Source organism: Pelagibacterium halotolerans B2 (genome assembly GCF_000230555.1).
Taxonomy (GTDB): Bacteria; Pseudomonadota; Alphaproteobacteria; order Rhizobiales; family Devosiaceae; genus Pelagibacterium; species Pelagibacterium halotolerans.
In genome coordinates this window covers 2,072,348-2,096,087 of sequence record NC_016078.1, presented here as the reverse complement: position 1 = coordinate 2,096,087, position 23,740 = coordinate 2,072,348, and the positions used below count along the sequence as shown (strand labels likewise).

Annotated in this window: 20 protein-coding genes, 1 tRNA gene and 2 pseudogenes; 14 read left to right on the top strand and 9 right to left on the bottom strand. The window is 60.7% G+C overall.

Going from position 1 to position 23,740, the window contains the following annotated elements; translation table 11 throughout:
• Positions 1–912: a KPN_02809 family neutral zinc metallopeptidase gene (gene ypfJ, locus KKY_RS10245; protein WP_041528699.1), complete on the top strand. Its 912-nt coding sequence runs from the start codon at positions 1–3 to the stop codon at positions 910–912.
• A 214-nt stretch (positions 913–1,126) separates the two neighbouring features.
• Here ypfJ and KKY_RS10240 read toward each other — a convergent pair whose 3' ends face one another.
• Positions 1,127–3,112, bottom strand: a complete 1,986-nt coding sequence (locus KKY_RS10240; protein WP_014131266.1) for a bifunctional 2',3'-cyclic-nucleotide 2'-phosphodiesterase/3'-nucleotidase — start codon at positions 3,110–3,112, stop codon at positions 1,127–1,129.
• Positions 3,113–3,408: 296 nt separating this feature from the next.
• Here KKY_RS10240 and KKY_RS10235 point away from each other — a divergent pair, with 296 nt between their 5' ends.
• A complete protein-coding gene (locus tag KKY_RS10235) occupies positions 3,409–3,807 on the top strand; it encodes a GFA family protein (RefSeq protein ID WP_014131265.1) in 399 nt (132 codons plus the stop codon).
• A 3-nt stretch (positions 3,808–3,810) separates the two neighbouring features.
• On the opposite strand, the gene carA is transcribed toward KKY_RS10235, so the two are convergent.
• On the bottom strand, positions 3,811–4,998 hold the full coding sequence (gene carA / locus KKY_RS10230) for a glutamine-hydrolyzing carbamoyl-phosphate synthase small subunit (protein WP_014131264.1): 1,188 nt from the start codon (positions 4,996–4,998) through the stop codon (positions 3,811–3,813).
• Positions 4,999–5,334: 336 nt separating this feature from the next.
• Here carA and KKY_RS10225 point away from each other — a divergent pair, with 336 nt between their 5' ends.
• From KKY_RS10225 to KKY_RS10200, 6 genes and pseudogenes are all read left to right on the top strand, one after another.
• Complete coding sequence (locus KKY_RS10225; RefSeq protein ID WP_041529323.1) at positions 5,335–5,790, top strand: GatB/YqeY domain-containing protein; 456 nt, start codon at positions 5,335–5,337, stop codon at positions 5,788–5,790.
• Positions 5,791–5,852: 62 nt separating this feature from the next.
• Positions 5,853–6,317 (top strand): annotated as a pseudogene (locus tag KKY_RS10220) (HdeD family acid-resistance protein); the annotation flags it as partial.
• A gap of 161 nt (positions 6,318–6,478) precedes the next feature.
• The gene (gene dnaG, locus KKY_RS10215; RefSeq protein ID WP_014131261.1) at positions 6,479–8,401 is read left to right on the top strand and encodes a DNA primase; all 1,923 of its coding nucleotides are present in this window, start codon (positions 6,479–6,481) and stop codon (positions 8,399–8,401) included.
• A 201-nt stretch (positions 8,402–8,602) separates the two neighbouring features.
• Positions 8,603–10,675, top strand: coding sequence for an RNA polymerase sigma factor RpoD (rpoD, locus tag KKY_RS10210; protein WP_014131260.1), 2,073 nt, complete (start codon positions 8,603–8,605; stop codon positions 10,673–10,675).
• 69 nt (positions 10,676–10,744) lie between these two features.
• Positions 10,745–11,032: an HlyU family transcriptional regulator gene (locus KKY_RS10205; protein ID WP_014131259.1), complete on the top strand. Its 288-nt coding sequence runs from the start codon at positions 10,745–10,747 to the stop codon at positions 11,030–11,032.
• A gap of 75 nt (positions 11,033–11,107) precedes the next feature.
• Positions 11,108–11,332: a hypothetical protein gene (locus tag KKY_RS10200; RefSeq protein WP_041529322.1), complete on the top strand. Its 225-nt coding sequence runs from the start codon at positions 11,108–11,110 to the stop codon at positions 11,330–11,332.
• A gap of 7 nt (positions 11,333–11,339) precedes the next feature.
• Here the strand turns inward: KKY_RS10200 and KKY_RS20520 are convergent, their stop codons facing one another.
• Together KKY_RS20520 and KKY_RS10195 are read right to left on the bottom strand one after the other, a co-directional pair.
• On the bottom strand, positions 11,340–11,513 hold the full coding sequence (locus KKY_RS20520; RefSeq protein ID WP_014131257.1) for a hypothetical protein: 174 nt from the start codon (positions 11,511–11,513) through the stop codon (positions 11,340–11,342).
• Between the two features lie 66 nt (positions 11,514–11,579).
• Positions 11,580–12,191, bottom strand: a complete 612-nt coding sequence (locus tag KKY_RS10195) for a tellurite resistance TerB family protein (protein WP_014131256.1) — start codon at positions 12,189–12,191, stop codon at positions 11,580–11,582.
• A gap of 128 nt (positions 12,192–12,319) precedes the next feature.
• Between KKY_RS10195 and KKY_RS10190 the strand changes: the two genes are divergently transcribed.
• On the top strand, positions 12,320–12,949 hold the full coding sequence (locus KKY_RS10190) for a GyrI-like domain-containing protein (protein WP_014131255.1): 630 nt from the start codon (positions 12,320–12,322) through the stop codon (positions 12,947–12,949).
• A 33-nt stretch (positions 12,950–12,982) separates the two neighbouring features.
• Here KKY_RS10190 and KKY_RS19595 read toward each other — a convergent pair whose 3' ends face one another.
• Positions 12,983–15,289: an OmpA family protein gene (locus KKY_RS19595; RefSeq protein WP_014131254.1), complete on the bottom strand. Its 2,307-nt coding sequence runs from the start codon at positions 15,287–15,289 to the stop codon at positions 12,983–12,985.
• A gap of 140 nt (positions 15,290–15,429) precedes the next feature.
• Positions 15,430–15,786 (bottom strand): hypothetical protein, encoded by a 357-nt coding sequence (locus KKY_RS20290; RefSeq protein ID WP_014131253.1) that lies wholly within the window; start codon positions 15,784–15,786, stop codon positions 15,430–15,432.
• 211 nt (positions 15,787–15,997) lie between these two features.
• Here KKY_RS20290 and KKY_RS10170 point away from each other — a divergent pair, with 211 nt between their 5' ends.
• Positions 15,998–16,420: a secondary thiamine-phosphate synthase enzyme YjbQ gene (locus KKY_RS10170; protein WP_014131252.1), complete on the top strand. Its 423-nt coding sequence runs from the start codon at positions 15,998–16,000 to the stop codon at positions 16,418–16,420.
• Between the two features lie 129 nt (positions 16,421–16,549).
• Positions 16,550–17,377 (top strand): sulfite exporter TauE/SafE family protein, encoded by an 828-nt coding sequence (locus KKY_RS10165; RefSeq protein WP_139304939.1) that lies wholly within the window; start codon positions 16,550–16,552, stop codon positions 17,375–17,377.
• Positions 17,378–17,439: 62 nt separating this feature from the next.
• On the opposite strand, the gene KKY_RS10160 is transcribed toward KKY_RS10165, so the two are convergent.
• Positions 17,440–18,159, bottom strand: coding sequence for an SIMPL domain-containing protein (locus KKY_RS10160; protein ID WP_014131250.1), 720 nt, complete (start codon positions 18,157–18,159; stop codon positions 17,440–17,442).
• Between the two features lie 179 nt (positions 18,160–18,338).
• On the opposite strand from KKY_RS10160, the gene KKY_RS10155 reads away from it, so the two are divergent.
• Positions 18,339–18,415: transfer RNA gene (locus KKY_RS10155), tRNA-Ile, on the top strand.
• A gap of 129 nt (positions 18,416–18,544) precedes the next feature.
• Here KKY_RS10155 and KKY_RS10150 read toward each other — a convergent pair.
• Positions 18,545–19,378: a class I SAM-dependent methyltransferase gene (locus tag KKY_RS10150; RefSeq protein ID WP_014131249.1), complete on the bottom strand. Its 834-nt coding sequence runs from the start codon at positions 19,376–19,378 to the stop codon at positions 18,545–18,547.
• Between the two features lie 110 nt (positions 19,379–19,488).
• Here KKY_RS10150 and KKY_RS10145 point away from each other — a divergent pair, with 110 nt between their 5' ends.
• A complete protein-coding gene (locus KKY_RS10145) occupies positions 19,489–20,349 on the top strand; it encodes an alpha/beta fold hydrolase (protein ID WP_014131248.1) in 861 nt (286 codons plus the stop codon).
• Between the two features lie 76 nt (positions 20,350–20,425).
• Here the strand turns inward: KKY_RS10145 and KKY_RS10140 are convergent, their stop codons facing one another.
• Entirely contained in the window at positions 20,426–21,163 is a 738-nt protein-coding gene (locus tag KKY_RS10140; RefSeq protein ID WP_014131247.1) for an N-acyl amino acid synthase FeeM domain-containing protein, read from the bottom strand.
• A gap of 379 nt (positions 21,164–21,542) precedes the next feature.
• Here KKY_RS10140 and KKY_RS20830 point away from each other — a divergent pair.
• Positions 21,543–23,711 (top strand): annotated as a pseudogene (locus KKY_RS20830) (putative bifunctional diguanylate cyclase/phosphodiesterase); the annotation flags it as partial.
• Positions 23,712–23,740 lie beyond the last annotated feature (29 nt).

The following is a 23,740-nucleotide window of genomic DNA, read 5'->3' as shown; positions in this document are numbered from 1 at the left end:
ATGAAATGGCGAGGGCGTAAACGATCGTCCAACATAGAGGACAGGCGCGGCTCGAGCGGCGGTATGTTCCGTCGGTCCTCGGGTATGGGAGGGTCGGGGTTTCGCATTCCCACCGGCGGCCGATCCGGTGGAGGAATGGGGATCGGGGTCGTCGTCATCATTCTCATCGTCGGGGTGGCCCTCGGCATCAACCCCATGTCGCTGCTCGACGGCAGCCTGGGCACGGGAACCAGCGGTTCGGGCTCGGTCTCGCGGCCGCTGCCCGAGGCGGGGCAGGACGATCTTGCCGATTTCGTTGCCGTGGTCGTTCAGGACACCGAGGATTTATGGACCGAAGTGTTCATCGAAAACGGCATGACCTACGAGCCGGCTACGGTGGTGTTGTTTGCCGATACCGACAGTTCGGCCTGCGGGCTGGCGGATGCGCGCACCGGGCCGTTCTACTGTCCGGGCGACCAGAACGTTTATATCGACCTCTCGTTTTACGAAACGCTGCGGAACCAGTTCGGTGCTCCCGGCGATTTCGCCCAGGCCTATGTGATCGCCCACGAGATCGGACATCATGTGCAGAACCTCGTTGGGGTTCTGCCCGAGTATTCGCGCGCCATACAATCGATGAGCGAGGAGCAGGCCAACGCCTATTCGGTGCGGATCGAATTGCAGGCCGATTGCTATGCCGGAATATGGGCGAGCTATGTCGGCGAGGAAAACCTGCTCGAAAACGGCGACATCGAAGAAGCGATCAATGCCGCCGAGCAGATCGGGGATGACGCTATTCAACGCCGGACGCAGGGCGTTGTCATTCCCAAGACCTTTACGCACGGCACCTCGGCGCAGCGTCAGGAATGGTTCGAGCGCGGATACTCATCGGGAAATGTGGGGCAGTGTGACACGTTTTCCGATGGGTTCTAGGACGGTCACTTGATCTGAAAAATGAAGGGCCTCAAGTTCTGATTCAACTTGAGGCCCGGTTCATTTCGATTCCGGAACGCGGGCCAAGCCGTTGTTCCGGAATCGATTTTTCTAGAGCCGTTCAGGATTTGATTGAATCAAATCCTTGGCTCTAAGCCTTTGTTTTATCGCGTGTCCGAACCGCAAAACCGTTTCCACTTTTGCTGGACACGCTCTAAAGCGTGATGCGATAGACGCCGAAGCCCGCTTCACTGGTTTCGCCGGTCGGCTCGATGGTGACGGCGGTCACGTCGGCCAGGTGTTGTTCGGCGGCAGGGCCGGTTTCGAACAGGACGGTGGTGTCGCCGATCTCGGCCAGCGACCAGTTGCTGTCGGCAGCCGGATCGATCGTGCCCTGCTCGACGATGTAGCGCACGATCAGATCACGATTGGTATCGGGGCCCATGAAGATGATCTTGTCCGGTCCGATTCCGGGGAACCCGCCGCCACCGCCGGCGCGGTAGTTGTTGGTGGCAACCACGAACTGTGCTTCGGGATCGATGGGCTGGCCGCCGAACATCAGATCGACAATGCGCTCGGCAGTCTCGTTCTCCAGCGCGCCGCCGTCAGCGGCGTATTTGGAGGGCTGTGTGACGTCGATCTTGTAGGTCACGCCGTCGATCACGTCGAAATTGTAGGACGGGAAGGACGGGTTGATGAGCGGGGCATCGCTCGAACCCGGCTCGACCTGGTTGAAGATGCCGGAGGAACGTTCGAGCCATTCCTTGACATCGGCACCGGTCAGCAGCACGGCCTGGATGGTGTTGGGATAGAGATAGAGATCGGCGACGTTGCGGATGGCCACCGGGCCGACGGGGACGTCTGTATAATATTCCGGACCACCGCGGCCACCGGCCTTGAAGGGCGCGGCGGCCGAAATGATCGGAATGCCTTCCCATTCGGTGCCGGCCATCATCTGCTCGAGATAGGCCTTCTGGGCGATGTTGACGATCTGGACCGACGGATCGTCGGCGACCAGGGCGAAGTAGGAATGGAGCGGGGCGGCGGTTTCGCCGACCGGGCGGCGAACATAGTCCAGGGTGGCCTGATGCTCCTCGTCGACCGCTTCGGCGACGCTGTCTTCGGACTCCACCGTCGGGGTCACCGCGCCATCGACGCGTTCATAGATCGGGCGCGCTTCGGAGGTGTGAGAAAGGATCGACCATTGGCCGGCATCGTCGACTTCGAGGAGAAGATCGATGAGGCCCATATGGCTGCCCCAGAAGCCGGCCATGACGGCGGGCGTTCCGTTGAGCGTACCGGCTTCGATATCGACGCCCTCGATTCCCTCATAATCGGGACCGGGGAAGACGAGGTGCTGGTGGCCGGCGAGAACCACGTCGATGCCTTCGATGGCACCGAGCTGGAGCGAGACGTTTTCCTGCATCGGGCCTTCGCCGATCTCGATGCCGCCATGGTTCATGGCGACGATGATATCGGCGCCTTCCTCGCGCATGATGGGCACATAATATTGTGCGGTTTCGATGATGTCGCGCGGGGCGACCTTGCCGCTCAGATGCGCTGAATCCCAGGTCATGATCTGGGGCGGAACAAAGCCGATCAGGCCGATACGGATGGTCTTGGTTTCACCCGCGCCATCGGTCAGTTCCTTTTCGACGATCACATAGGGTTCAAACAGCGTATCGTCGTCAGCGATATTGTCGGGCAGGGTCTCGCCGCGCACCACATTGGCGAGGACGACGGGGTATTGCGCCCCGGCCATCGCCGTTTCGAGGAATTCGAGGCCGTAGTTGAACTCGTGGTTGCCGATGGTGCCTGCATCGTAGCCCAGCGCGTTCATGGCTGCGATTGTGGGATGGATGTCCTCGTCGTCGACGCCACGCTCATAGGCGACGTAATCGCCCATGGGGCTGCCCTGGAGCATGTCGCCATTGTCGAGCAGGATGGCATTGCCCGCTTCGGCGCGGATGTTCTCGATAATCGAGGCGGTGCGGGCCAGACCGAGCGTGTTGTCCTCGCGATCGGCGTAATAGTCGTAGGGGAGCAGATTGACGTGGATGTCGGTGGTTTCAAGAATGCGCAGATGGGCCTGATTGGCCTGGGCCATTACCGCAAAAGGATGCATGACGATGGCGGCTGCGCCGACCGATGCCGTGCCTGCGAGAAAGGCGCGGCGGCTGATTGAAAGTTTGTGGTGCATGATGTCCCTCCGAAAGGACGCTGGGGTTTGTTGAATCACCAAGAATGATGCAAGGCGCTCGTCTCCCCATTGCCGCAGTTTTCTGACGGCCCGATGACGCGCGCGTAGTCTTTTGTATCGCGCTTCCGAACCGGATAACCGGTAGCCACTTATCCTGGAAGCGCGAATAACGTCCTCCTTTTTTATCGTTTGGTCAAATTATGACAGCGCACTCTGTGGAAATTTCCACAGAGCTGCTGACACCGTGTGTCACAGCATCGGGCTAAATTCGCCCGAACACCAAGCGGAGAACATCAATGAGCGTGAAAACCTACCATGGCAGTTGCCACTGCGGAGCGGTGCGGTTCGAAGCCGATATCGACCTGGCCGACGGCACGGGGAAGTGCAATTGCACCAGTTGCCGGAAGCGGCGGTGGTGGAGCGCCAGCGTCAAGCCGGAGGCGTTCCGGGCATGGGAGGGCGAAGAGATCTTGATTCCCAATCGCATGGGAACGGCCATGTTCTGTCCGGGATGCGGGATCACGCTGTTCGGGCGGGTGGCCAAGGCGGAATGGAACGATGGGGAGAGCGTTTCAATCAACGTCGCCTGTCTCGATGACGCAACGCCCGAAGAACTGATCGCTTCGCCGGTCACCTATTATGACGGGCTCAACGACAATTGGTGGGAGGTGCCGAGCGAAACCCGGCACCTCTAAACCCTACTCGGCGACGACTTCCATGCCCTTCTGCTCGCGCACCAGGTTGATGAAGCGCTTGAAGAGGTAATGGGCATCGTGAGGGCCGGGGGAGGCCTCGGGGTGGTACTGGACCGAAAAGATCGGCTTGCCTTCAACGGCGAGACCTGCGTTCGATCCATCGAACAGGGACGTGTGGGTTTCGACCACGCCGGCGGGCAGGCTGTCGCGATCGACCGCGAAGCCGTGGTTCATCGAGGTGATTTCGACCTTGCCGGTGGTGAGGTCCTTGACCGGATGATTGGCACCGTGGTGACCCTGATGCATCTTTTCGGTCTTGCCGCCGAGGGCGAGGCCGAGGAGCTGATGGCCGAGGCAAATGCCGAAAACGGGCTTGCCGGTCTCCATGACCTTTTGAATTGTCGGCACGGCATATTCGCCAGTGGCGGCAGGATCGCCGGGGCCATTGGACAGGAACACGCCATCGGGATTGTGCGCCATGATGTCTTCGACGCTCGCGGTGGCGGGAACCACAGTGACACGGGCGCCCTGATCGGCGATGCAACGCAGGATGTTGCGCTTGGCACCGTAATCGATGGCCACGATATGGAAGTCCGGGTTTTCGACGCGTCCGTAGCCCTCGCCGAGCCGCCAGCGCGTCTCGTCCCACTTGTAGGTCTGGGTGGTCGAGACTTCCCTGGCCAGATCGAGCCCTTCGAGGCCGGGGAACTGGTCGAGCTGGGCCTTGAGAGCCGCGTCATCGAAATTGCCGTCGGGCGCATGGGCGATAACGGCATCGGCCATGCCCTTTTCGCGGATCAGGGCGGTCAGGGCGCGGGTATCGAGCCCGGCGATGCCGATGATGCCGCGTTTCTTGAGCCAGGCGTCGAGACGTTCGGCGGCGCGATAGTTGGAGGGGCTGGTGACGTCGGCCTTGATGACGGCACCGCGGATACCGGAGGCTGCGGCCATGTTGACGGTCTCGATGTCTTCATCGTTGGCGCCGACATTGCCGATATGAGGGAAGGTGAAGGTTATGATCTGGCCGGCGTAGGAGGGGTCGGTCAGGATTTCCTGATAGCCCGTCATGGCGGTGTTGAAACACACTTCGCCAGCGGCCGTGCCCACGGCGCCGATGCCGCGGCCCTCAAGGCGCGTCCCATCGCGCAGGATGAGGACTGCGGTGGGGGCGGATTCTTTCCAACCGGTCACGAGGCTTCTCCATTTTCTTACATCAGAGCCATACGGCTCACGACTTTGTTTTGTCGCGCTTCCGAACCGAATAAATGGTATCCACTTATTCTGGAAGCGCTCCGTTCAGGCGCGCGGAACCTCCGGCCATGCCTGCCGTTTGTTGGTTCTGCTCCGCCCTATATTGAATTTGCGCGAACCTATTTGAAGGGCACGGCGCGGTCAACCGAGTCGTTTGGAATTGAAAGTATTCAAAATCAAGTGCTTAGCATGAATCGGGCAAGCGATTGGCTTTGCGGACACGCTTGGGCTATAGGAACGGCACCAAAACAGGATAACGAACCTCAAGGGAAACCGATCATGCGCGATCAGATCAGTGCTGCCATGAAGGACGCCATGAAGGCGCGCGACGGCCGCCGGACGACGACGCTGCGCCTCATCAATGCCGCCATCAAGGACCGCGAAATCGCGGCGCGGGGCGAGGGCAAGGATGGCATCGGGGACGAGGATATCCTCGCCATCCTGCAAAAGATGGTCAAGCAGCGCGAGGAATCGGCGATGCTTTACGGCCAGAACGGGCGGCCCGAACTCGAAGCGCAGGAGCGCGAGGAAATCGAGATCATCAAGGAGTTCCTCCCCAAGCCGCTCACCGAAGCCGAGGTCGATGCGGCGATCAAGGCGGCCATTGCCGAAACCGGCGCAGAAGGGCTTCGCGATATGGGTAAGGTCGTGGGTGTGCTCAAGGCAAAATATCCCGGCCAGATCGATTTCGGGCAGGCCTCCAAGCAGGTCAAGGCACAATTGGGCGCCTAGACTTTTCTCTCTTTGATATCAGGCGTATGGTTCCCGGGTTGTTGCGGCTTTAGGGGACTGTCATGGCTGACGAAAAGAAATCGTCTCGCTTTCCTTCCATTCTGACCGGGCTCCGCGGGGCGCTCATGCTGCTCGCGGGGATTTATGCGGTGCTGTTTCCCGGCGCGGCGCTTCTTGTGCTCACGACCTTCGCGGCGGCGCTGTTTGTCATCGACGGCGTGCTGGGCTTGTGGGCGATCACTTTCGGGGGCGGCAAGACCGGCAATTTCTGGTTCGATGTGGTGCGCAATGCCCTCTCGATCATCGTGGGCATTCTGATCCTCATTTCGCCCTTGCTGGGCACGCTGATCACGGCGGCATTTCTCGTTTATCTGGTTGCCTTCCAGGCAATTTTCGTCGGGGGCATGGAAATCGTCGTGGTTGTGCGCGAACGTGAGCTTTACGCCAAAATCTGGCCGGTGCTGCTGAGCGGGGTGCTCTACGTCCTGTTCGGGCTGTTGCTTGTCTTCTGGCCACTCGAAGCGGCCGTGGCCCTCGTCATGGTCGGTGGCGTGCTGATGATGGTCTTTGCCTTCGGCCTTATGGGGCTGGCCTGGCGGCTCTACAGGGCCGGGCATTGAGCCTGTGAATAACGGGGGAAAGCGCACTGGCAGGTGACAAAGCACCGGCCAGTGCTTACCTAACACGCATGCGCTTTTCCGATCATTTTCTGGACGAGATTCGAAACCGCCTGCCGATTACGCAGGTGGTGGGTGAGCATGTCGTCTGGGACAAGCGCAAATCCCAGCCCGGTAAGGGTGACATGTGGGCGTGCTGCCCCTTCCACGGCGAAAAGAGCCCGAGCTTCCACGCCGACGACCGGCGGGGGCGCTATCATTGCTTTGGGTGCGGCGCGAGTGGCGATCATTTCCGCTTTCTGACCGACAAGACCGGGATGAGCTTTCCCGAGGCTGTGGAACTGCTGGCCGGGCGGGCCGGCGTCCCCATGCCGGCGCGGGACGAAAAAGCGGAAAAGCGCGCCGAGGCGAGGCGGTCGCTCTACGATGTCATGGAGCTGGCGACGGCGTATTTCGTTGAAGCGCTGGCTCACAATGTGGGTGCGCGGGCCCGGGGCTATCTGCTCGAGCGCGGCGTTTCCGGCGCCATGCAGCAGCGGTTCAAAATCGGGTTTGCGCCTGACAGCCGTAACGGGCTCAAGGAATTCCTGGCGGCCAACGGCGTTTCGGCCAGGGAGATGATCGAAACCGGGCTGGTCGTCCATGGCGACGATATTCCGGTGCCCTATGACCGGTTCCGCAACCGGCTGATGTTTCCCATCACCGATTTTCGCGGGCGGGTGATCGCGTTTGGCGGGCGGGCGCTTTCCGCAGATGTGGCGGCCAAATACCTCAATTCGCCGGAAACCGAACTCTTTCACAAGCGCCAGACGCTCTACAACGGGCAGGCGGCGCGGCAGGCGGGGTATGACAGCAAGCCGCTGATCGTCGTCGAAGGCTATCTCGACGTCATCGCCGCCGTCGCAGCCGGGTTCGAGGGGGCCGTCGCCCCGCTCGGGACGGCGCTGACCGAAGATCATCTCAACCTTCTCTGGCGGATGACCGATATTCCGGTGCTGTGTTTCGACGGCGACAGCGCCGGCATGCGGGCTGCCGAGCGCTCGGTCGATATTGCGCTTCCGCTGCTCAAGCCCGGCAAGAGCGTTTCGATCGTGACGCTGCCCGGCGGTCTCGATCCGGACGATCTCATCAAGCAGCAGGGACGGCAGGCTTTCGCCGATCTGATCGGCGGCGGGCGATCATTGGCCGATGCCGTATGGGCCATGGAGACGGCAGGAGGCATTCCCGAGGCCCCTGAGCAGCGCGCTGCGCTCGAAGCGCGGCTGCGTGAACGGGCGGCGCGGATTTCCGACGTTTCGGTGCGGCGCCATTACAGCCAGGCGTTCGACGAAAAGATTTCGTCGCTGTTTATCTCGACGCGCGGGCAGTACCGGCGAGACGGGCGAAACAATGGATATGAGCAGCGGCGCACCGGGCAGCGCGGCAACCCCAAGATGCTGGTCTCGGACACGCTGCGCAATTCACGACTTTTGAAAGGTGGGGCGACGCCCGGGGTCATTCCGCGAGAAGCGGTGATCCTGATGAGTCTGGTCAATCACCCCGAACTGGCGCAGGCCCGGCTCGAGGCACTGGCGGAAATCGAATTTCAGTCCTTGCCGGCGCGGCAGGTCCTTGCCGCGTTTCTCGACCTTGTGACCGTCCATCCCGACCTGGGCCCGAACGGGATCGCCGAGGCCCTGATCGCGCGCGGACATGGGCCCGTGCTGGACAAGATGCGCGGCCAATTGGCGCGGCAGGGGATATGGCAGGCCGATGCCGATACCGCACAATCGGACGCGGAAACGGGATTAAAACACTCGCTGGCCTTGCATTACAAATCCGTTCAACTAAATAGGGAACTCAAAGCAGCCGAACTGGCGCTAGGCGAAGACCTGAGCGAAAACGCATTCGAGCGGCTGCGCGACATCCAGAATCAGATTTCCAGTGTCGACGGTACTGAGGCATTGATCGAGGGATTTGGTTCGCTATCCGGGCGTGCGACGCGGAGTCTTTGAAAAAAGATGATTCGTGTCAGCGCGCTTTTGCGTGTATGGACCGCTCCACCCGCATATGGATTCGAGCCAATTTCAGGGTTTTTTGACGCTCACGCAGCGATTCGTTAACCCTGTTATGTCTTTCAATCCCAGTTCCAATGCGATCATCGGGTGATGACACCAGTGCCGCAAACCACGGTGCGGCTCAGGAGAGCGAACTATATGGCCACCAAGGCAGCCAACCAGACCAAGACCGAGACGGACAACAAGCCGGAATCGCAGACCGAGGGCCCCGACGGGCCGCTTCTCGATCTTTCCGATGCCGCCGTCAAGAAGCTCATAAAGACCGCCAAGAAGCGCGGCTATGTGACCTATGAAGAGATCAATGCGGTTCTGCCTTCGGAAGAGGTAACCTCCGAGCAGATCGAAGACATCATGGCCATGTTCTCGGACATGGGCATCAATGTCGTCGATGAGGACGAGGTCGAAGAGGCCGAGGCCGACAACAGCAGCGAGGACGAAGGCGGCGAGATCGCGACGACCGGGACCACTGCGGTCGCCAACACGTCCAACGCCAAGTCGGGGTCCGACAGGACCGACGATCCTGTGCGCATGTATCTGCGCGAAATGGGATCGGTCGAGCTGCTTTCGCGCGAGGGCGAAATCGCCATCGCCAAGCGCATCGAGGCCGGCCGGGAAACCATGATTGCCGGACTGTGCGAAAGCCCGCTGACCTTCCAGGCCATCATCATCTGGCGCGACCAGCTCGCCGAGGGTGAAATCCTTCTGCGCGACATTATCGATCTCGAAGCCACCTATGCCGGCCCCGACGCCAAGATGGCGGACGCGACGGCCGGCAATGACGACGAGGACGAAGACGAGGAGGCGCCGGCACCGGCAGGTGTGTCCTCGAGCGCTCCTGCATCGCGTGCCGAGCGTCCTGCAAAGGCCGAAGGCGGTGAGGAAGAGGGCGCCAGCGAAGGCGGCCAGCCCGACGACGACGATGACGACGACGAATATGAGAACAATCTCTCGCTCTCGGCCATGGAGGCTGAACTCAAGCCCCAGGTCGTCGAGACGTTCGACCGGATCGCCGAGACCTATGGGCGGATGCGCAAGGTCCAGGACCAGCATGTCGAGGACCAGCTTGCCGCCAAGTCTCTCGATGCCAGTGAAGTCAAGGAACTCGATGCCTGGCGCACGCAGGTGATCTCGGACGTCAAGTCCCTCTCACTCAACGCCAGCCGTATCGAAAGCCTTGTCGAACAGCTTTACGACATCAACAAGCGCCTCGTCCGCAACGAAGGCCGCTTGCTGCGTCTTGCCGAGAGTTACAAGATCAAGCGCGACGACTTCCTCAATGCCTATTACGGGTCCGAGCTCGATCCCGATTGGGCCGACAAGGTGTTCCAGCGTTCCGAAAAGGGCTGGGCTGATTTCGTGGCCCGTGAACGGGCGACGATCGACGAACTGCGCGCCGAAATCCAGACGCTTGCGACCGAAACCGGGCTCGACATCGCCGAATACCGCCGCATCGTTTCCAAGGTGCAGAAGGGCGAGCGCGAAGCCGCCATTGCCAAGAAGGAAATGGTCGAGGCCAATCTGCGCCTGGTGATCTCGATCGCCAAGAAATACACCAACCGCGGATTGCAGTTCCTCGATCTGATCCAGGAAGGCAATATCGGGCTGATGAAAGCCGTCGATAAATTCGAGTATCGGCGCGGCTACAAGTTCTCGACCTATGCCACCTGGTGGATTCGGCAGGCGATCACCCGTTCGATCGCCGATCAGGCGCGCACCATCCGCATTCCGGTGCATATGATCGAAACGATCAACAAGATCGTGCGGACCAGCCGCCAGATGCTCCATGAAATCGGTCGTGAGCCGACGCCGGAAGAGCTCAGCGAAAAGCTGCAGATGCCGCTCGACAAGGTCCGCAAGGTTCTGAAAATCGCCAAGGAGCCGATCTCGCTCGAAACGCCGATCGGTGACGAGGAGGATTCGAACCTGGGGGATTTCATTCCCGATACCAATGCGATCCAGCCGATCGATGCGGCGATCCAATCGAACCTGCGTGAGACCACAACGCGCGTGCTGGCCTCGCTGACGCCGCGCGAAGAACGTGTGCTGCGCATGCGGTTTGGGATCGGCATGAACACCGACCATACGCTCGAGGAAGTGGGCCAGCAGTTCTCGGTCACCCGCGAGCGCATCCGCCAGATCGAGGCCAAGGCTCTGCGCAAGCTCAAGCATCCGAGCCGTAGCCGCAAGCTGCGGAGCTTTTTGGACAACTAGTCCGCTTGGCGTTAAGTTCAGTCAAATCGGGGCGGCCAACGGCCGCCTCGTGCATATGGAGGGTTCGGAATGTCGTTTTGGAAAAACCTGTTCGGGGGCGGCGGTGAAAAGCAGCCGGCAACGCCGAGCGTGGAAGCCCGGGAAGAGTTCGAGGGCTACGTCATCAAGGCGATGCTGATGAAGGCCGGGGGCGAGTATCAGATCGCGGGCACCATCGAAAAGGAAGTCGATGGGGAGACCAAGACCTATTCCTTTATTCGCGCCGACAAATTTTCAGACAAGGACGACTGCGCCGCGGCAACGCTGGGCAAGGGCCGACAGATCATCCGCGAACAGGGCCGTTTCCTGTTCGACTAATTTCGTATGTCCCCAAAACACCTGCGGGCTGTCGCCTCGGCGGCAGCCCTGTTCAGTTTAAAGATTGGAAATTTCATGGCCAGGAAGCCAACCGTGCGCACGGAATTCGTGCTTTTCGATATCGTTTATGAGGACGGCAGCCAGCGTTCCAACCGCAAGGTTGACGGCAGCCTGCTCGGTGGCCTGGATGGAGACGAGCCCGCGCTGACCGCCATCATGGACCAGGATCGGGCCATTTCAGAAAAATCGGGCGTGCCGCCGCTCAAAATCGTTTCGATCAAGCGCAGCGGCAAGAAATAATCCGATCTCAGGGAGCGGCGATTGCCGGTTCCTGAACGATCTCGGGGCGTCCGGTGAAGTTCTCACTTCCCACTGTCAATGCAAACCACCCAAATGCGAGCACCGCAATGACCGCCGCTACCCGCAAGGCGATGTACCCTGCGTTTGCGGGGCGTGTGTGGTCGGGGTCGAGATAGGTCATATCAAGCCTCCCGCTTTTTTATCCGGTCAATGATAAGCGCAAAATCGGCGATTCGTTCCCAAAAAGTTACCGCTCTGCGGCCTTGTGGATTTCTGCAACCAGGGCATCGGGAAGGCTGAGCCGGCTGGCGAGAGCGTCGAGATAAGCGCGCTCGGTTGCGGTGTCGGCTTCGATGGCCACGAGCGAGGCAGCGTATATCTCGGCGGCGTGTTCGGGGGTATCGGCGCCGCGCACCACTGCTTCTATATCGAGCGGGGTCGAGAGTTCATCGAACACGAATGCCTTTTCCTGAGCCGAAAGGTTCATGTCCTCAAGGCGTTGGAAAATGCGTTCCTTTTCATCGGCGTCGATGCGGCCATCGGCTTTGGCGGCCGAAATCATGGCGCGCACGAGCGCCTTGCCCAGCGCTTCCTGTCCCGTTTCATCGCTTGATGCGGGCATAAAGGGCCCTTCGGGCGGGGTTTCGACATCGGTGGCGGTGCTGTCCTGCCGACTTTTTTGCCAGGCATTGTAGGCCAGACCGCCGATGGCGGCGAGCGCGCCGTATTTGGCAATCTTCTTAATGCCTCCACCACCGAGCAGCATGCCTGCGGCAAGGCCGGCGGCACCGGCACCGGCCGTGCGCTGCATGTTGGGGTCGGTCTTGAGGGCGGTCACGATCTTGTCGATATCGAACATTGGATTAAAGAATCTCCGAAGCTTTTTCAGGCCTACAGATGGGGATTGCGGGCAAAGCGCGCAAGAATTCTTTCCAAAGTTTAACCGCGCCGCCTATCATTGCCGCCGGACGGTGTGGAGAACGGCACGTGGAAAAAATCGACTTCAAAAAGCAGCTCAAGGCGCTTTACGGTCCGACGAAATCCATGGGCTTTCACGTGGTCGAGGTGCCGACGACGCGATTCCTCATGATCGACGGCCACGGCGATCCCAATGTCGTGGCTGCATACCGGCAGGCGATCGAGACGCTCTACGGCGTGGCCTATGCGCTCAAATTTGCGTCCAGGACGCAATTGGGACGAGATTACACCGTCCCGCCGCTCGAAGGGTTATGGTGGGCCGCGGACCTCGCAAGCTTTGCCGCCCGCGAGAAGGACAAATGGGACTGGACCATGATGATCATGGTGCCCGACTGGATCGGGCCGGCGATGATCGCGTCCACCATCGAAACCGTACGCAAAAAGAAACAGCCACCGGCACTGGATCTGCTGCGGGTCGAGGCGTTGGAGGAGGGCAGGGCCGTTCAGGTTCTGCACATCGGATCTTACGATGACGAAGGGCCCGTTCTGGCCCGGATGCACGAGGATTACATACCCGATAATGGCTGGGTGCCGACGGGCAAGCACCACGAAATCTATTTGGGGGATCCGCGCAAGACCGCGCCGGAAAAACTCAGGACCATATTGCGGCAGCCGATAAAAGAAAGGCCGGAGCTGTAAGCCCCGGCCCGTGAAGCTCTATGTGGTCAGCCCTTATCCGGCCGCACCGTTCATCGGGGTGATGAGCGGGGTGATGCGGCGGATCGTGACGCGGCGGTTGGTGCGCTCGGCAGCCTGTGTGTTGACCTTGAGATAGCGCTCGCCATAGCCTTGCGTGGCAAGGTTTTCGGCGGGGACGCCATAAACGCGGGTCAGCGCATAGGCAATGGCTTCGGCACGACGGTCGGACAAGGCCAGGTTGGAGATGTCCGATCCCACGGCGTCGGTATGGCCTTCGATGAGGAAGGTCTCGGCCGGGTTCTGTGCGATCAGGGCCAGCATGGCGTTGGCCGTAGCCGAGAGCGTGCCGATCTCGCTTTGCGAAATATTGGCACTGCCGGTGTCGAAGGTCAGATCGGCGATCTCAAGACGACGCACCATGTCGCGCAGACGGGACGAGCGCTTGACTTCGTCGATCGTGTAGTAGCGCTGGATGGTTTCCACCGGCGGCTGGTCGAGGAACGTGGCAACCTGCTGCTCGTTGGCAGAGGACGCGTTGAGCACATATTCGCTGGGCGGAATGTTGAGCACCAGCGGCGGGAGCTGACGGCCCGGATCGATCCAGCGGCCCTGATCGTCGTAGCGGCGATAGCTGGGATCGACATAGACGAGCAGGATCTCACGCCCATCGGGCTCAATGCGCGAACGGCGGATAACGTCGCCATACTGATCGCGGATCGTTACGATGCGGCTGCCATCGGCCCGGAGAATGGTTTCGCGGGTGCGGCCCTCCGAGAGGTTCTCGACATAGTACTGCTGATCGTCGGGATAGACGATACGCGGAGTGTCGGGCGTATCGATGAACTGATTGGCGCCAATCGCAAAGATGGTGGCCAGGCCGATAGTGGCGATGACCTCGGCATTCGAGGGGCCCTCACGAACCGGGCCAACGAGAACGCCGCCCTGCTGATTGGCCTGCTGCTGGCCGGCGCCTTCCTGTAGCGTAGCAGCGGCTGAGTCCGATGCTGCTTCCTCGATCTGTTGGATCGAGACTTCCTGACGATCCTGGCCCTCTTCCATGTCAATCGACGGAATCTCGGTTACATCGACCGGCTCGGCAGCAGGGGCCGGTTCGGCGGGCTCTTCAGCCGGGGCTTCGGCTTCAACATCGGCCTCGGCTTCGGCTTCGACCTCACCCTCCGCTTCAACGGGCTCGTCGGCCTGTGCGTCGGCAGAGGCTTCCGAGGCAGCGTCCTTTTCGCTGTCAAGAAGCGGTGCGACTTCGCTGGCGTCGATTCCCTCAGGCACGATTTCGCCCTGGATATCGCCTTCGAGAACGATGTCGTCATCCATCTCCTGGGCCGGTTCCTGACCCTCGGGCTGGGCTTCACCTTCAGCCGGTTCCTGGCCTTCGGCGGGCGCGGGTTCAGCCTCGGCCGGCGGTGTTTCTTCCATACCGTCAAGCGCGGCCTGGACGTCGACTATGTCGAGTTCGATATCGAAACCGCTCAGGCATGCATCGAGGTCGGACTGGCCAAGGGCCTCGCAAATGCCGCGCAGTTCGGCTTCGGCATCCACCACGGCTTGAGCGGTGGCCGTGGTGTCTTCGCCGGCGGCGACCGCGGCCTCGAATTCGGCGACGGCGGTTTCATAGGCCGCCACGGCTTCGAGCAGGGAGGCAGGGACCGCAGAGGTTTCTTCCGCAGCAGGCTGCTCGGCAGGGGGCGCGGCTTCTTCGGCCGGAGCCTCAGGAGCGGGTTCAGCCTCTTCCATGGTTTGGGGGGCTGGCTCTTCGATCGGGGCAGGCTCGGGCTCAGGGGCCGCCTCCTCGGCGGGCTCTGGCTCTTCGACCGGCGCAGGGGCCGGTTGTTCAACGGGTTCGGGCTCGGCTTCTTCCGGAGCCGGCTGCTCGGCCGGGGCAGGCTCAGCCTCTACGGGCGCGGGCTCTTGGGCAGGTTCGGCTTCGGGAGCAGGCGCTTCATCCTCTGCGGCAGCTTCCCCTTCCGCTTCGACCGATATTTCGGCCTCCGGCGCCGGGGCGGCGGGCGCTATTTCCCCGCCTTCGAACATGGCGATGCAGGCATCGATATCGTTCTGGCCCATGGCGGCACAAAGGGCGCCGAGTTCTCCTTCAGCGGCAGCCAGTGCTTCCTGTGCGGCCGCCACGTCGCCACCTTCGGCCTCAGCGGCCTGAACGGCCGCCTGTGCTTCGAGATAGGTCTGGATGGCGCCGGCGAGCGCGGGGGGAGCTGCTTGCGCGAGGGTCAATGATGGAGCCGCGCTTTGCGCAAAAAGCGGCGCCACAGGGGTGCCGAGCATGAGCACAGCGGTACTGGTCAAGAGCAATTGTTTGAGCTTCATGGGATTTTCTCCTCTGCCCCCCGGCAAATGATATGGCCGCTGAGCGCGGTCACACGAAAAGTCACGATACTATTGTCAAAATGACGCCAAGCTGAACGAAAGCGGGGCGTGCCCAAACGACACGCCCCGATCGGTAAATGTTACTCGGCGGGAGCGGGCTCGGCAGGAGCCGCTTCGGCCGGAGCTGCCTCGGCAGGAGCCGTTTCAGCGGGAGCCGTTTCCACCGGGGCGGCAGCTTCGGGAGCCGCTTCAACAGCCGGGGCGGGCTCGGTCACCGGTGCGGTTTCTGTCGCGGGCGGCGTGGTTTCAACCGCTGTCGGGGTCGTTTCCACAGGCGCCGGCTCGCCGCCGCTCAAGGCGATAAATCCAATAATCAGCACTGCGAGAACAAGCACGCCGCCGATCCACCAACCGGCGCTGCCGCCGGAATTGACTGCATAGACGCGCTCGCGCTCGGTGCGATTGCGATCCGTGTAGTCGCGATCAATATCAGCCATTTTTCAATCTCCATTCATTTCAACACCGGAGGCGGATAGCCGCGATAGGGTGTCGGGGGTCGAGCGCGTGCCCTCCTGGCGGCGTTGCAGAAGGGGCATTGCGTCACCACCAGAAGGGCACGCGCTCGAGATGTCACAAAAACGCGATCAACCCGTTTGGGTTCCGCGCCGAACTCCAGATAGGCTGCAATGGAAGGAAAGGAGTGCATCTATGAGGCAATCGAGCGAAACGCTGGAAATCACCACGCACGGGCAGGGACTCTACGAATTCACCTCAGAGCTTGGACGTTTCATGGCGATGAGTTCAGTGCGCGAGGGGCTGTTGACTGTCTATTGCCGGCACACGTCATGCTCCTTGCTGGTCCAGGAAAATGCCGATCCCGACGTCCAGACCGACCTCAAGTCGTTCTTCGCCCGATTGGTGCCGACCGGCATGGAATGGATCGTTCACACCACCGAAGGCCCCGACGACATGCCGGCCCATATCAAATCGGCGCTGACCCAGACCTCGATTTCCATTCCGGTGATCGATGGACGGCCGGTTTTGGGCACCTGGCAGGGTCTTTATCTTTTCGAACATCGCGATGCGCCGCATCGGCGCCAGGTCGTCATGCATGTGCTTGGCGAAGGTTAAGGGGGAGGGCTCGACAGGTGGCAACAAGTGCCCGATATTCACGGCGTCGGGCTGCGGCAACGGAGTCGGGCGGCCATTCATATTCTTGCACAGGGCGCATGCCTTCCCCGCGCCCAGGAACACACTTTCTTGTCCGATATCATCACACAATTTCTTCCCTTCGCCATCGGATTGGCGCTGACGGGGGCCGTATCCGGCGTCATGGCCGGTCTTCTGGGCATTGGCGGCGGCATCATCATGGTTCCGGCCATGGTGCTTGCTTATCAATTGCTCGGCTATAATCCCGATGTCCTCATGCATGTGGCCGTGGGCACCTCGTTGGCCGTCATCATCCCGACCGGCCTGCGCAGTGCGCGTGCCCATGACAAGCGCGGGGCCGTCGATCACAGAATTGTCCGGCTATGGGCGCCCTGGATCGTTGCCGCTTCCCTTCTGGGCGGACTTATGGCCGGACTTTACAGTGCCGAGGCGCTCAAGATCATCTTTGGGGTGATGGCGCTGTTCATCGCGCTCAACATGGCTCTGCCGGTTCAGCGCAAATTGATGGAATCGTTGGCCGGGGTGCCGATGGTCAATCGCATCTCCGCGGCTGTTATCGGTTATGTTTCCGCGCTCATGGGCGTTGGGGGCGGATCGCTGACGGTGCCCACGCTGAGCGCATTCGGAACGCCCATTCACACGGCGGTTGGCACAAGCTCGACCCTCGGCGTAATCCTTGCCATTCCAGCGGTCGTCGGTTTCATCATTTCGGGATGGAACGCTGTGGGAACGCCGCCGCTCAGCGTCGGGTTCATAAATATCCCGTCATTTATTCTGATCGGAGGGCTCGCGACCCTGACCGCGCCGATTGGCGTGGCGCTGGCTCACAGGCTCGATGCGGGACTGCTCAAGATCGTGTTTGCGATCTTTCTGGTGGTGGTGGGCGCACGCATGATCGCACAGGCCGTTGGTATCTGAAAAAGGGCCGAGTCGATGGACCCGGCCCTTCCAGAACATCTTCGAGGGCTTCCAGAAGGGCCCTAGTTGTTGTCGTCCTCGATTTCCCATTCGACGGTCGTGGTGATCGAATAGGACATTTCACCCGCTTCCACAGGCACCGAAGCGTCAGCGGCCACTTCCATGGCCTGAGCGCGATACATGGGCATGGGCGGCTGCTGAGTGTCCACTTCCCGGATCGATTCGATTGAGCCCAGGCGCAGCCCCGCGGCTTCGGCATAGGTTTCCGCCTTGGCCATGGCGTCGGCGAAGGCCAGTTTGCGGGCTTCTTCCTCAAGCTTGGTGACATCATCGACGGCGAAAACGATGCCGTTGATCGTATTGGCGCCGACGGTTACCGCCTGATCGAGCACCGAGCCGAGAGCTTCGAGGTCGCGGACCACGATGGTGACGGTGTTGGAAACCTGATAGCCCTGAATTTCCGGCGGCAGGCTGTAGCCATTGTCGTCGCGGCGGTCTGAATAGACATATTGCGGGCTGACGTTGAAATCCGAGGTCTGGATGTCTCGATCTTCAAGGCCGGCTTCACGCAGGGCGGCGACAAGGTCGGCCATGGCGGCCGAATTGGCGTCGAGCGCTTCGCGTGCGGTCTCGGCCTGCGTTGTCACACCGGTGTTTATGGTGGCCATGTCGGGTGCGGCACGCACGGTTCCAGTGCCGCTCAAGGTCATGGAATCGGCAAGCGCCGGGCTGGCCAGCAGCGCGGCCATCGCGATGGGTGCGAATGTCAGGGGAAGGCGCATGAATAGTCTCCTGGAATTCTTAAATCATTGGAATTGGTTGTGCCCCACGCAGAACGCTCAAGTTTTCCTAATGCATTGAGACGGATTTGCGGCAGCGGGGCCGGCCGGGGGAAAAAACGGCAAACAGATGCAAAACCCCATGGACCTCAAAGCGCCGACCCGCTAGGAGAACGAAGCGTGGGCCTGTAGCTCAACTGGTTAGAGCCGACCGCTCATAACGGTCTGGTTGGGGGTTCGAGTCCCTCCGGGCCCACCATTTTTCATTCGCGCCAAACTCGCTCCGCTCGCTGGCTCCGTGAGGGGCGGGCGAAAACCCGGGCCGCCGTCGCGGCCTTGGTCCGGTTCGCGATTTCACCGCTTACCCCCAGCATTGTCTCTGCCGCTATCAGGAGACTCGTGCCCAGGCGCCGACGAGCCGTGGGTAGAAAATGCTGGGATCCTCGCCGGACTGGGCTTCATCGATCAACCGCTCATGGAGCGTTTCGATGCCTATTTCTTCGGTGCTTGCTATACCCAGAGCGTCCATTGCCGGCATCAGGCTGCGGGTGGACTCGACAATGAAGGCGAAACCGTCGACGTCCTGATCGTTGCTGATGCGCGTAAGGCCGATCATGCCGGGGGTCAGACCGGCGGCCCGAAAGGCGGGATAGAGGCCGGCGCCCATATCGGCGGATCGCCCCGAGCGGCGATAGACTTCTGCGATCCGTTCTATGGATTTGTGCAGAAGCGGCAGGGCCGGTTGTGCGTAGGAGGTTGAAATATCGAATTCGATGAAGCTGACCAGCGTGCCCGGACGCAGTCGGTTCACCAGTCCGGCAATGGTGGCGCCGGGATCGGTCATGTGCAGCAGGATGAACCGCCCGATCACCGCGTCGATGTCGGGCGCGATATCGACGGTCTCCAATGTGCCCGGGACAAACGATATATCGAGCCCCTTGGCCTCTGCCCGCGCATGCGCGACCGAGAGGGCTGCCTGGGATGGATCGAGACCGGTAACCGCCCCGTCCGGGCCGACAATTTCGGACGCTATCAGCGAGACGTCGCCAACGCCGCAGCCAATATCGAGAACACGCATGCCCTTTTCGAGTCCCGCCCGCAAAAGGATATCGCGGGTCAGATCTGCAAACAGGGCAGCCTGCCGTTCCAGCCGCACCAATTCGCGTTCCGAATGGCCCAGTATGTAGGCAGGGTCTTGTCCTTTGGGCTGCGAGTTGCTCATGAAGATCCTCGGGAAATGGCCGGATGGGCTCGGCTCGACTGCGATGTTAACGCGGTTTACACGCGCGATCCGCTAAATTGGCTGGATTGATATACTCGGCGGAACCTGGGATGTTTTACAGCCGCATAGATACAAGGCAAGCGCGTATCGCCCTGGCTGAAACCGGAAAGTCTGGTTTCCCGGTGCTGTTTGTGCATGGCAATTCGAGTTCCAGCAAGGTTTTCGTGCGGCAAATGGAGAGCCCGCTCGCGGACCGGTATCGCCTGATCGCACTCGATCTGCCCGGACATGGAGCATCCGATGACGCGGCAGACGCCAAGGCGGCCTATACAATCCCAGGGCTTGCCAATACGGTTGGCGAGGTGCTCGACGCCCTGACGATCGATCATATCGTGATCGTCGGTTGGTCGCTGGGCGGCCATGTCGGCATCGAGTTGCTCGACAGGGATCCACGCATAGCGGGCTTGATGATCGTGGGGACGCCGCCCGTCGCGCGTGGTGTTTTGGGCGTGTTGCGCGGTTTCCAGCCCCAGTTCGACCTGACATTGACGACGAAGGGCCGGCTTACGGGCCGGGAAATGGACAGGTTTGCCCGGCTTTGTTTTGGCGAAGCCGCATCGCCCGAACTGCGCGATGCGATTGCGCGCACCGACTGGCGGATGCGAAAGATCATGGGCCACGGCCTGATGATGGGCGTCGGTGTCGATCAAAAAAAAGTTGTCGAGCACAGCGCGCTGCCCCTCGCGGTGGTCAATGGGGAGCGTGAGCCGTTCGCTCGCCTCGATTACGTCGCCAGTCTCGATTATGCCAACCTCTGGGATGGGAAATGCCATGTCATAGGGGCGGCCGGTCACGCGCCCTTTCTGGAGGCTCCCGAGAAATTCAACACGCTGCTCGAACGATTCGTCGACGATGCGGCCGCCATTGCAGCCGCTGGACGGGTCTCCGGGCTTCGCCGGCGCCTGGGCTGATTTTGCGGCGCAGCGCGATCGGGGTCGAGCAAACCGGTCGGCTGGATCGAGCCGGTCTGCAACGTATCCGATCCGTCTAGTGGAGGTTTGCCGGACCCACGCGTGGCAGGGTCGCGGGTGTCATCGCATGAAGCGGCACAGGGTTTGATCCGAAGAGCATTTCCAGTTCGGCCGATGTCGCGTTCATGAAGGGATAGCGGGCGATCACGCTCTCGCGCACCGCGCAGTAGTCGATTCCCATCAGACTCAACTGTTTTTTCAACCCGTGATACTCGCGCGGCGGGCACAGTGGCCGCATGCCGAACAGGCGCCGATAGAAAGCCTGATGCTCTACCCGCACCGAGGCCAAGCCCAAATTGGCGCTGTAATATTCCGAAGCAAGAAAGCCCAGTCTTGCGGTGATATAGGGCAGTTCGGGATGCAGGCCGCTCATCGAGGGATGCACGGCAAAGCGGGTCGGATCGACAACGATGTGCCCCTTGTCGATTTCCGGCTTCAGAGTTTCGGGAAATGCGTCGACGGTGGGCGAGTGCGGGTTTTCAGGGCTCGCGTAGTGGACGCGAATGGTGCTGACCATCGCGCCGTCCATATGGACGCCGAAAACATGGACGTTATCGGCATCGTCATAGCCGTCGGTCAGGCGCTTTTCGAAGCCGATCGGGATCATGCCTTCGCGAACATACGCCTCGTAGCGCAGGTTGAATGCTTCTTCCCGCTCCTGGGTGGCTTCCAGTCGCCGATATTCGATCCTGTCAAGGAAATCGATCAGGCGCTGGGAAAACGAAACGACCCCAACTGGTGCTACGGAACTCATGAATTGCCCTCCAAACCGTACAGAGGACAACTTTAACTAACTTTTAACCAAGGTCAATTGGTGCTTGTCAGGCGGTGGCGTCAGTAAATCGCGCCTTTGCGTTTTTGACATTGCCGTGACGCTCGGTTATTTTCCAGTTTAACGAAATATTAACCAAGTAATATTGGAGCGTTGCAAGCCGGAACCCTAGCAGCTTTAAAAACGTTCCGTGCCTTTTAAGGAATTCAATGGCAAAATGAATGGCTCGCAGAGGGCAGAAAATTGAAATCAGCATGCTGGCTGCGGCGGCAATATTTAAAATTGCTGAGACATAGTGAGCGGATTTTAAAAGCTTTCAATTTATATCGTATTGGTTCCGCAGGGGTATGGCGAATTAACCATGGGTAAAGGCTCTCCCGAAAACGCGCCCAACCTGCCCGCCGAGGTCTATATTTCCTCGGTGAGTGCTCTTTACAGGGACAGGCGCTCGCTCTTTTCCGGAACCGCGAGTGCAATCGCGGCCTCACTGGTAACGGGCTGGATAAGCGGCATCATCTGGCTGGCATTGTGCGCCGTTCCACTTGCCCTGACGGGCTTTGTGCGCTGGCTGGACATGAATGCCTATGAGCGCAGCACTTCGGGTACGCAGACGGTGGCAGACACCCGCCGCTGGGAACGGCGTTATATCGTCGGATCGTCCACCTTCGCGGTGCTTCTCAGCCTCTGGTGCTTTCTTGCGTTCGCGCTTTCGTCCGATCCTGCGGTTCATCTGGTGAGCTTTGCCGTTTGCCTTGCATACATGATTGGAATCACGGGGCGCAATTATTCGTCGGACCAACTGGTGACGTTCACCACGGCCTGTGCGGCGATACCGATGATACTGGGCCTCTTGCTGCACCTCGAGGCTGCCTATCTGTTCCTGGCGCTGGTACTGGTGCCGTTTTTCCTCAGCGTCAGAACCATCGCCACGCGGCTGAGGTTCACGCTCTTTGACGCCGTGGTCGCCTCGCACGACCTTCGCGCGCTTGCCACTCATTTCGATACAGCAGTCAACAACATGCCGCATGGCCTGTGCATGTTTGACAATGAACACAGGCTCGTCGTTTTCAACGATCGTTTCACGAGCCTGCTCAACCTCGACGCGAGGGCCACCTGGAAGGGGCAGGAGGTCGTGTCGCTGCTCGAAACGGCATTGGAAGCCAACGGCGTTCTGCCCGGTGCGCGGGAAGCGGTGTTTGCGGCTTTCCGGGAATGGAGCGGCGCCGATGGCAGCGGTGCGCTGATCCTCGATGCGACGGGATACAGGATTCTTCAACTGACGTTCCAGCCCATCGAGGCAGGGGGCTTTGTTCTGCTCATCGAGGACATTACCGAAAAGCGCAAGGCAGAGGCGCGGATCGAGCACCTCGCGCGCTACGATGCCCTGACGGGGTTGCCCAACCGGTCTCATTTCCAGGAACAGTTCGAAGCCGTGATCGGGCGCGGCCGGCCCTGTGCGTTGCTGTTTATCGATCTCGACCAGTTCAAGGTCGTCAACGATACGCTGGGTCATCCTTGCGGTGACGCGCTTTTGTGCCTCGTGGCCGACCGGCTTCGCAAGGTGATGAAGTCTTCGGACATTATCGCACGGCTCGGCGGAGACGAGTTCGTGGTGCTGCGCGAGTTGAAAGGGCCGGCCGACGAGGCGAGTCTTGTGGCACAGCGAATCGTGCGGACGCTGAGCGAAGCGTTTACGGTCGACGGCCATCAGTTCGTTATTGGCGCAAGCATAGGTATTGCCCTGACGCCGCGTGACGGCACGACCTTCGAACAGATGCTCAAATGCGCGGACTTGGCGCTTTACAGCGCGAAGTCGGACGGGCGTGGGGTCTGGCGCTTTTTCGAACCCGAGATGGATGCCAGGGTTCAGGCGCGCCGGGCGATGGAAATCGATATCCGCAACGCGCTCGACAACGGCAATTTCGAGGTGTTCTTCCAGCCCATCGTCAATCTTCGGTCCGGTCGCAGTGTCGTGTGCGAAGCGCTGGCGCGCTGGCGGCATCCCGAACGGGGACTGATCTCGCCCGAAGAATTCATTCCCGTCGCCGAGGAAACCAACCTGATTATCGAATTGGGTGGCCACATACTGCGAGAAGCCTGCCGGCAGTGCGCGAGCTGGCCGGGAGACGTGCGCGTCGCGGTCAATATTTCGCCGGTTCAATTCCGCAGGGGCGATGTCATTGCTGCGGTAGTCTCGGCGCTCGAAGGTGCGGGGTTGCCGGCCCATCGACTGGAGATCGAGATTACCGAGTCGCTGCTGCTCGAAAACACGGCGGCCGTTCGCTCCACGCTGGAAAAGCTGCGTGAGCTTGGCGTGCGCATCTCGCTCGACGATTTCGGCACCGGCTATGCGAGCCTGAGTTATCTCCACCACTTCCCACTGGACAAGGTCAAGATCGACCGCTCGTTCCTGCAGGACGTGGAGGTGAGCAGCCGGTCGCGACGCCTGCTTGCCGGTGTTGCCAACCTGAGTTCGGAACTGGGCATGTCCGTGGTGGTTGAGGGCGTCGAAACCTCAAAACAGCTTGCACTGCTGATGGAGCAGCCCGGCGTCCGCCT

Excerpts from the sequence above, each read along its gene's own strand:
- KKY_RS10205 (WP_014131259.1), top strand. The coding sequence starts at position 10,745 with ATGTCGTTTTGGAAAAACCTGTTCGGGGGCGGCGGTGAAAAGCAGCCG.
- KKY_RS10160 (WP_014131250.1), bottom strand. The coding sequence starts at position 18,159 with ATGCGCCTTCCCCTGACATTCGCACCCATCGCGATGGCCGCGCTGCTG.
- KKY_RS10240 (WP_014131266.1), bottom strand. The coding sequence starts at position 3,112 with ATGCACCACAAACTTTCAATCAGCCGCCGCGCCTTTCTCGCAGGCACG.
- KKY_RS10170 (WP_014131252.1), top strand. The coding sequence starts at position 15,998 with ATGAGGCAATCGAGCGAAACGCTGGAAATCACCACGCACGGGCAGGGA.
- rpoD (WP_014131260.1), top strand. The coding sequence starts at position 8,603 with ATGGCCACCAAGGCAGCCAACCAGACCAAGACCGAGACGGACAACAAG.
- KKY_RS10145 (WP_014131248.1), top strand. The coding sequence starts at position 19,489 with ATGTTTTACAGCCGCATAGATACAAGGCAAGCGCGTATCGCCCTGGCT.
- dnaG (WP_014131261.1), top strand. The coding sequence starts at position 6,479 with ATGCGCTTTTCCGATCATTTTCTGGACGAGATTCGAAACCGCCTGCCG.
- KKY_RS10200 (WP_041529322.1), top strand. The coding sequence starts at position 11,108 with ATGGCCAGGAAGCCAACCGTGCGCACGGAATTCGTGCTTTTCGATATC.
- KKY_RS10150 (WP_014131249.1), bottom strand. The coding sequence starts at position 19,378 with ATGAGCAACTCGCAGCCCAAAGGACAAGACCCTGCCTACATACTGGGC.
- KKY_RS20290 (WP_014131253.1), bottom strand. The coding sequence starts at position 15,786 with ATGGCTGATATTGATCGCGACTACACGGATCGCAATCGCACCGAGCGC.
- KKY_RS10195 (WP_014131256.1), bottom strand. The coding sequence starts at position 12,191 with ATGTTCGATATCGACAAGATCGTGACCGCCCTCAAGACCGACCCCAAC.
- KKY_RS10140 (WP_014131247.1), bottom strand. The coding sequence starts at position 21,163 with ATGAGTTCCGTAGCACCAGTTGGGGTCGTTTCGTTTTCCCAGCGCCTG.
- KKY_RS10235 (WP_014131265.1), top strand. The coding sequence starts at position 3,409 with ATGAGCGTGAAAACCTACCATGGCAGTTGCCACTGCGGAGCGGTGCGG.
- KKY_RS19595 (WP_014131254.1), bottom strand. The coding sequence starts at position 15,289 with ATGAAGCTCAAACAATTGCTCTTGACCAGTACCGCTGTGCTCATGCTC.
- KKY_RS20520 (WP_014131257.1), bottom strand. The coding sequence starts at position 11,513 with ATGACCTATCTCGACCCCGACCACACACGCCCCGCAAACGCAGGGTAC.
- ypfJ (WP_041528699.1), top strand. The coding sequence starts at position 1 with ATGAAATGGCGAGGGCGTAAACGATCGTCCAACATAGAGGACAGGCGC.